The 7781-nt window shown below is 61.0% G+C and carries 6 protein-coding genes; 4 read left to right on the top strand and 2 right to left on the bottom strand.

Annotation, left to right across the window (positions count from 1 at the left end):
- The first annotated feature begins 394 nt into the window (after positions 1-394).
- Genes AWH62_RS16570 through AWH62_RS16560 form a run of 3 tightly spaced genes read left to right on the top strand, consistent with a single transcriptional unit; the run spans position 395 to position 5072 of the window.
- Complete coding sequence (locus tag AWH62_RS16570; protein WP_075191594.1) at positions 395-2191, top strand: FAD-dependent oxidoreductase; 1797 nt, start codon at positions 395-397, stop codon at positions 2189-2191.
- Positions 2188-4023: a 2-oxoacid:acceptor oxidoreductase subunit alpha gene (locus tag AWH62_RS16565; RefSeq protein ID WP_075191593.1), complete on the top strand. Its 1836-nt coding sequence runs from the start codon at positions 2188-2190 to the stop codon at positions 4021-4023. The genes AWH62_RS16570 and AWH62_RS16565 overlap by 4 nt, the downstream gene beginning before the upstream one ends.
- Positions 4020-5072 (top strand): 2-oxoacid:ferredoxin oxidoreductase subunit beta, encoded by a 1053-nt coding sequence (locus tag AWH62_RS16560; RefSeq protein ID WP_075191592.1) that lies wholly within the window; start codon positions 4020-4022, stop codon positions 5070-5072. The genes AWH62_RS16565 and AWH62_RS16560 overlap by 4 nt, the downstream gene beginning before the upstream one ends.
- Here the strand turns inward: AWH62_RS16560 and AWH62_RS16555 are convergent.
- Positions 5069-5665 (bottom strand): helix-turn-helix transcriptional regulator, encoded by a 597-nt coding sequence (locus AWH62_RS16555; protein WP_075191591.1) that lies wholly within the window; start codon positions 5663-5665, stop codon positions 5069-5071. The two genes, AWH62_RS16560 and AWH62_RS16555, sit on opposite strands and share 4 nt — an antisense overlap.
- Before the next feature lie 109 nt (positions 5666-5774).
- Entirely contained in the window at positions 5775-6902 is a 1128-nt protein-coding gene (locus AWH62_RS16550; RefSeq protein ID WP_075191590.1) for a hypothetical protein, read from the bottom strand.
- Between the two features lie 234 nt (positions 6903-7136).
- On the opposite strand from AWH62_RS16550, the gene AWH62_RS16545 reads away from it, so the two are divergent.
- Positions 7137-7781: a helix-turn-helix domain-containing protein gene (locus AWH62_RS16545; RefSeq protein ID WP_075191589.1), complete on the top strand. Its 645-nt coding sequence runs from the start codon at positions 7137-7139 to the stop codon at positions 7779-7781.

Below are 7781 nucleotides of genomic sequence, written 5' to 3'. Positions count from 1 at the left end.
CTAAACGCTGGGTACGCGCGAAGGGGCCAAACCCGCTCACGGCTTGCCAAGGCAGCCAGGGACCTAACGGCCTCCTTCGCGCAACCATCCTACATCATCGCAAAACACAGGGACCTAACTGGTAGCTACCAGTTAGGTCCCTGACTTTCGCCCGGCCTTCGCCGGGCTTCCATCAGGGATGACAATCAAAGGCCCGACTACTTGCAACACGCCCCGTTACCGCCACCATTTTGCACTTGCCTCGCACTAACAAACAAACCCGTTCGCAAACGGTCGCTTAAGGGGGAAATCGCTTGACCCTTGGCGCGTTCACCATGTGAGATTGGTTTCAATTCTGCGACCCTCGACGGTCGCCGGCCCATAACAGCACGGGCGAGAGCCCGGGGTGAGGAGCATGAAGCCGACCGATACGCGCGATCCCGACTATTTTCACAAGGTCGTGGATTGCCAATGGGCATGCCCGGCACACACGCCGGTGCCTGAATATATCCGTCTGATTGCGCAAGGTGAATTCACCGAAGCCTATCTCGTCAATCGCCGTTCCAACGTCTTCCCGGGCATTCTCGGCCGGGTCTGCGACCGCCCCTGCGAGCCGGCTTGCCGGCGTGGTCGGGTCGAGGAGGAACCGGTTGCGATCTGCCGCTTGAAGCGTGTTGCTGCCGACCATCGCGACGAGGTCAAGCATCTCGTGCCGCAAAAGCCGGCCAGTACGAATGGCAAGAAGATCGCCCTGATCGGCGCCGGTCCGGCGTCCTTGACCGTGGCAAATGATCTCGCCCCGCTGGGTTATGAGTGCACGATCTTTGAAGCGCATCACCGTCCCGGCGGGCTGATGATCTCCAACATCCCCTCCTTCCGCCTGCCGGAAGAAGTGCTGGACGAGGAGATCGGATACATTCTCGATCAGGGCGTCGAGCTGAAGACCGGTCACCGGATCGAGAGCCTCAAGGCCCTGAGCGAGAGCGGTTATGACGCAGTTTTCATCGGCTCGGGTGCGCCCAAGGGCAAGGACCTCAAGATCGAGGGCCGCGAGGAGGCCGATGCCAATATCCATATCGGCATTGACTGGCTGGAAAGTGTCGCCTTCGAGCATACCGACAAGATCGGCAAACAGGTCTTGATCATCGGTGTCGGCAATACGGCGATGGATTGTTGCCGCACCTCGCTGCGCCTTGGCGCGGACGATGTGAAAGTGATGGCCCGCAAGCCGCGGCAATTCTTCAAGGCTTCCCCCTGGGAGCTGGAAGATGCCGAGGATGAGAATGTCGAAATCCTGGTCAATCACTCGCCCAAGCGTTTCGTGGTCGAGAATGGCAAGCTGACCGGCATGGAATTCGAGCTGATGGAGTACCAGCTCGATGAGGACGGCCAGATCACCGACACCAGGATCGCCGGCACGACCATCATCCCCTGCACCGATGTCATCCTGGCCATCGGTCAGGAAAATGCCTTCCCCTGGATCGAGCGCGATATCGGGATCGAGTTCGACAAATGGGGCGTGCCGATCGTTGACGAGAAAACCTTCGAGTCGACGAAGAAGGGCATCTTCTTCGGCGGCGACAGCGCCTTTGGACCCAAGAATATCATCTGGGCGGTCGAGCATGGGCACCAGGCGGCGATCTCGATCCACAAGCATTGCGAGGCGACCGACCTCAAGCAGCGCCTGCCGCGCGGGGTCAATTTGCAATCCGCCAAGATGGGCGTGAATGAGTGGATGTATTCCAACAGCTATACCGGCGAGCATCGTCGGCAGATGCCGTTGGCCGAGCTCAAGGCGCGCCTCTCCAATCGCAAGATGGAAGTCGAGACGGGCTATACCGCCGAACAGATCGCGACCGAGGTCCAGCGCTGCCTCAATTGTGATGTGCAGACCGTGTTCGAGGCACCGCTGTGCAAGGAATGCGATGCCTGCATGGATATCTGTCCGGTCGATTGCCTGTCGATCGTGCCGGTCGCAGAGGAAGCCGAGCTGCGCCAGTCGCTGCGGGTGCCGGCCAATAACAAGGATCAGGCCCTCTATGTCTCCGAGCCGCTGAAGGATACCGGCCGGGTGATGATCAAGGACGAAAATCTCTGCCTGCATTGTGGCCTGTGCGCCGAGCGTTGTCCGACCGCAGCGTGGGACATGCAGGACGCCGACATCTTCATTCCGCATGTCGACGATGAAACGAAGAAAGTGGCGGCCGAATGAAGGATCTCGTGGACGTGTCAGGCGAAGTCCGGGTCAACGACTTCGTCATCAAGATCGGCAATGTGAACGGCACCGGTTCGGCCTCGGCCAATGGTCTTCTGATGAAGGCGATCTTCCGCATGGGCGTGCCGGTGGTGGGCAAGAACCTCTTCCCCTCCAACATTCAGGGCCTGCCGACCTGGTATGAGATCCGTCTCACCAAGGATGGCTATATGGCCCGCTCGGGCACGGCGGAATTCATCGTCGCCATGAATGCCGAGACCTATAAGCAGGACCTCGCCGAGGTCTCACCGGGCGGCTTCCTGCTGTATGACTCGACCTGGCCGCGCCCGGACCTGCATGCGCGCGCAGATGTCACCGCGATCGGCGTGCCGCTGGCGCGCCTGGTCAATGCCGCCTTCGACAATGCCCGCACCCGCGTGTTGATGAAAAACATGGCCTATGTCGGGGCGGTCGCCGGCCTGACCGGGCTGGATGTCGAGGTCATCCGCAATCTGGTCAAGGAGATGTTCGGCACGAAAGAGCATCTTATCGACGCCAATATGAAGGCGATCGGGCTGGGTCTGGACTATGTCCGCGAACATTTTTCCGAGCCGCTGCCGCTGCGCATCGAACCGATGGACAAGACCGCCGGTCACATCATGATCGATGGCAATACGGCGGCCGCGCTGGGGTGTGTCTATGCCGGGGCGACCTTTGGCGCCTGGTACCCGATCACGCCCTCGACCTCGCTGATGGACGGCTTCAAGGCGTTTTGTGAGAAATTCCGCGTCGATCCCGACACGGGCGAGAAGAATTTCTGCATCATCCAGGGCGAGGACGAGCTGGCCTCGGTCGGCATGGCCATCGGCGCCGGCTGGAATGGTGCGCGCGCCTTCACGCCGACCTCGGGTCCGGGCATCTCCCTGATGAGTGAATTCATCGGCTTTGCCTATTATGGCGAAGTGCCGGTGGTTCTGTTCGACGTCCAGCGCGCGGGGCCGTCGACCGGCCTGCCGACGCGGACCCAGCAGTGCGACATCACCCTGGCCGCCTATGCCAGCCATGGCGACACCAAGCATATCCTCCTCTTCCCGGCCAATCCGAAGGAATGCTTCGAGATGGCGGTGCAGAGTTTCGACATTGCCGAACGCTTCCAGACCCCGGTCTTCTTCATGACCGATCTCGATATCGGAATGAATGACTGGATGATCCCGGAGCTGGACTGGGATGACAGCTACCAGCCCGATCGCGGCAAGGTGTTGACCGCCGACCAGATTGAAAACCTCGAGAAATTCTACCGCTATGAGGACCGTGATGGCGACGCCATCGCCTGGCGGACCCTGCCGGGCACGCACCCCAAGGGCGCCTATTTCACGCGTGGCTCCGGGCATAACTGGAAGGGCGGCTATACCGAGGATGCCGAGGAGTACAAGGTCGTGCTCGACCGGCTGACCACCAAGTGGAAGAATGCCGCCAATGCGGTCCCGGCACCGGTCATCACACGCTGCGGGAAGGATGCCCGGCGGGCGATCATCTCGGTTGGCGGTTGTGACGGGGCTGTGCTGGAAGCGCTGGACCGTTTTGCCGAGAATGGCGTGAACCTTGATTATCTGCGGGTTCGGGGTTTCCCCTTCAACGCTGAGGTCGACCAGTTCATTGACCAGTATGACGAGGTGTTCGTAGTCGAGCAGAACCGCGACGGGCAATTGCGCTCGCTTCTGGTCAACGAGACCGAGGCGCCCAAGCACAAGCTGGTCTCGATCCTCGATTATGCCGGCATGGCCGCCAATCCGAAATTCATCATCGAGGGCATTTCCGCCCATCTGGAAGCCCTGGGAGACGTCGCATGACCTCCATGAGCAAGCCCTTCATCGACAAGCACCTGCCCAAGAACAAGCTCGGACTGTCGGTCAGGAATTATGAAGGCGTGATGTCGACCCTGTGTGCCGGTTGCGGCCACGACTCGGTCACTGCCGCCCTGGTCCAGGCCTTCTGGGAGCTGGACCTGGCACCCGAGAGCGCGGCCAAGATTTCCGGCATTGGCTGTTCGTCCAAGACGACCGCCTATTTCATGGGTCAGTCGCACGGCATCAATTGCGTGCACGGGCGCATGCCGTCAGTGGCGACCGGTGCCAATGCGGCCAATGGCGATCTCAATTATATCGGTATTTCCGGTGACGGGGATTCGCTGTCGATCGGCTTCGGGCAATTCGCCCACGCTATCCGGCGAAATCTCAACATGCTGTATATCCTGGAGAATAACGGCGTGTACGGGCTCACCAAGGGGCAGTTCTCGGCGGCGGCCGATTATGGCTCGAAGTCGAAAAAGGGTCTGGCCAATGACCAGATGCCGATCGACCCCTGCGTTCAGGCGCTGACCTTGGGTGCGGGTTTCGTGGCGCGGGCCTTCTCCGGTGACAAGTCGCAGCTGATCCCGCTGATCAAGGCCGGTCTCAAGCACAAGGGTTTTGCCCTGATCGACGTCATTTCGCCCTGCGTGACCTTCAATGACCATGCCGGCTCGACCAAGAGTTATGCCCACACCTACAAATACTATCATCCGCTGGTGCACACGGATTTTGTTGCCCATGCCGACGAGACCACCGGTGCCTATGACAAGGACGGGGCGATGCGGGTGACGATGGCTGATGGCGGCGAGCTCTTCCTGCGCAAGACGGCGGATGACTATGATCCGCGGGATCGGGCGCAGGCGATCGAGACCTTGTTGATGAACAAGAGTGAGGGCGAGATCCGCACCGGGCTTTTGTATCTCAACAGCGATCTGCCCGACATGCAGGCCGCCAACAAACTGCCGAAAATCCCGCTCAACCAGGTGCCCTATGAGCGTCTGACCCCGGGCAAGGCGGCGCTGGCCAAGCTGCAGTCACGCTATCGCTAAGAGCCGTTGAAGCGCTCGATCCGCGGTGCCGCATCATTGGCGGCGGCGCGGGCGGCGGGACTGTCGGCCAGTCCGGCGAGGGTGATGTGGATGAAGCTGGCGCCGGTTTCGTCGCGGATCGGCGTGTAGCGAACCTGCCAAAAGCGATCCGAGCGGTGGCGGTCGACCCAGACCGCGCTGGCGCCCAGTATATTGCCCTCGAGCAGGCCCTGCCGTGTCAGGGCGTCGAGATCGCTGATCAGGCGGTCGAGGGCCGGCGCGTCGTGGATCTGGCGATTGTTGGCCAGGAAGTCGCGCGCCATGTCGGCGCTGGCCGCCTCGACGCTGGGGCCGTCCGGCCCGGTCTGCAGCAGCAGGCAGGGAAAGGGGCTGTGATCGACCGTTGCGCGCAGGTCATCGAACAGCGAGCGCGTCCGCGGGTCCTCGGCCAGTCTCATGATCGCCTCTGCGACCGGCGCGGGAGGCAGGACAAGACCGGCCTCCAGGCGCGAGACATAGGTCTGGCTGACGCCGATGAGCTCGGCCATCGCGCCTTGTTTCAGCCTCAACCTCAGCCGAAGCGAGCGGACCGTCTTTGCCCAGTCGATTTCCAAGACGGAATTCTAACCCCTTTGAATCTTGGGATTATCTTGCCGCCCCACGGAGATGAATGAGCACTCATAAAATATGAATTATCCACGCCCGGATGGGTGATGGACGCGCCTAGAAACCCAGGGCCCGGGCAACATAACCGGGCAGGTCCGACATCAGTGCGCCGAGCTCTCCGCGGGCCCAGGCCGGCAGGAAAATCGCCAGCACGACGCTGATGATCAGGCCGAGAAAGGCGCGCAACACGTCCGAGGTGACGTCCCACAGGGCGGCCATTTTCGAGCGCAAACCGGCAATATAGGCGATGGCAATTTCGCGGCCGGCCAACATGCCGAGGAAGACCCAGGTCGTGCTCATCGGCACGTCATTGACCTCTTTGAAAATGTACAGGATGACGCCGTAAATCAGGTCGATGGCGGTGGCGGCGCGGATATCGGTCGAATTGGTTTTCGACAGGACGATTTTCTGGATCTCGCCGCCGCGATTGCGGAAGATGATCGCGTGCAGGGCCAGCATCACGACGGTGGCGAATATCAGCAGGAATGGCGAGAAGGTCACCTGGGTCTGCATGACCGCGACGCCTTCCTGCAGGACCGGCAGGCCGGCATCATCGAGCACGGGAACCAGCTCGGTCGTGCGCGGCAGGAAGATGAAGATATTGGCCAGGTCCTGCATCAGCCACTGCGCCCACAGGAACGCGGTGGCGGCCCATTGCGCGACATACCAGATCGGGTTGTGCGGTGCGTCCTTGGTGCGGTCGATCCAGCGCTCGAAAATCCGCGAAATGATCATGTAGACGAAGAAGGCGGCGCTGATCGCGACGATGTAGCCCAGCGCCGACTTGGTCAGCATTTTCGGCAGTACGCCCTCGGTGTTGGCGCCGCCGGTCAGGGCGAAGATGGTCAGGACCAGGAAGGTTGTTGAAACCGGGATGCCGTAGCGGGTCAGGATGAGCAGGAAAAGCGGTGGAATGGCGTGCCACCACTGAACGCCGCCATCAGGATAGGGCAGCGAGTTGAGCCGGTCGAAGGCGATGTCGCCATTGCCGCCGAAAAAGCCCCACAGCATGACCACGACGATGATCGAGCAGGCATAGGCCCACAATACATACCAAGGGCGTTTCGCGTTGGAGCTGAGGAAGGTGCCGAGCGTCTGGATCGCGTCATTGGCGACGATAGAGTAGGCGGCGATGAGAAATCCGATGATCGAGAAGATCCAGACCGCTGTGTTCAGATCGGCCATGGCCGGCACTCCTTTGGAGACAAAACGCCGGGGCAGGTAGCAAACCCGGGGGGTATCGATCAATCAGAGTCGCACCATCCTGCCGCAATTTCACACAAGTGTCGTAAATGCCTGCGCGTTTGCGTCTGATTGGTTGCTTTAAGCTCCAGTCTTCACAAAACCGCCAAAGTGAGTTATAAAATATAACCGCCGATGACCGGCACCGGCGCGCCCTCTCGATCCGGAGATGCGCACATGTCCGACACGACTTTGAATCTTGATGTCCAGGCCATTCACTGGCCGTCCGTGATCCGCCATTACCGACTGTCGAAAGGCCTGAAACAGGCCGCTATGGCGCATGATCTCGGTGTCACGCAGACCATGATCTCACGCTGGGAATCCGGCGCCGCCATCCCGTCGCTCCGCATTCAGGAGCGGGTTTTCGACTTGTACTGGGCGTCGCAGACCTCGGTCTCGCGGTCAGCCTGGCTGGACCGTATCGGACGCCACCCCGCTGTGGTCGGGGTGATCAATGCAGACGGGTGCATCCTGCGCGCCAGTCGCGGCTTCCGGCGCAGCCTGGACTGTTCGCGCCATGCCCTGGAAGGACGCTATATCCACGAGGCATTCGAGGGCGACTGGCCGGCGCTTCATGAGGCGCTCGTCTCGTCGGGCCTGTTTGAGGGGCGCGTCGCGTCGGCCGAAAGCATCGACGCCATCACCTTCCTGGCGCCTGACGGTGAACGCCGTCGCCGCTTTGTTCATGGCCTGCATCGCCCGAGCTTCCTGCCGGGGCCGGAAATCGTGTGGCTGTTATCGGGTGCCGATGTTTCCGAGCGGGTACATGCAGATGTCTCAGCCCGCCTCGGCGGATCGAAAGTCATCAGGAAGGCGATCTAG

The organism is Maricaulis sp. W15, from assembly GCF_001924955.1.
Classification (GTDB): domain Bacteria; phylum Pseudomonadota; class Alphaproteobacteria; order Caulobacterales; family Maricaulaceae; genus Maricaulis; species Maricaulis maris.
Note: the sequence above shows the minus strand (reverse complement) of the source record. Positions and strands in the feature narration are given on the sequence as shown.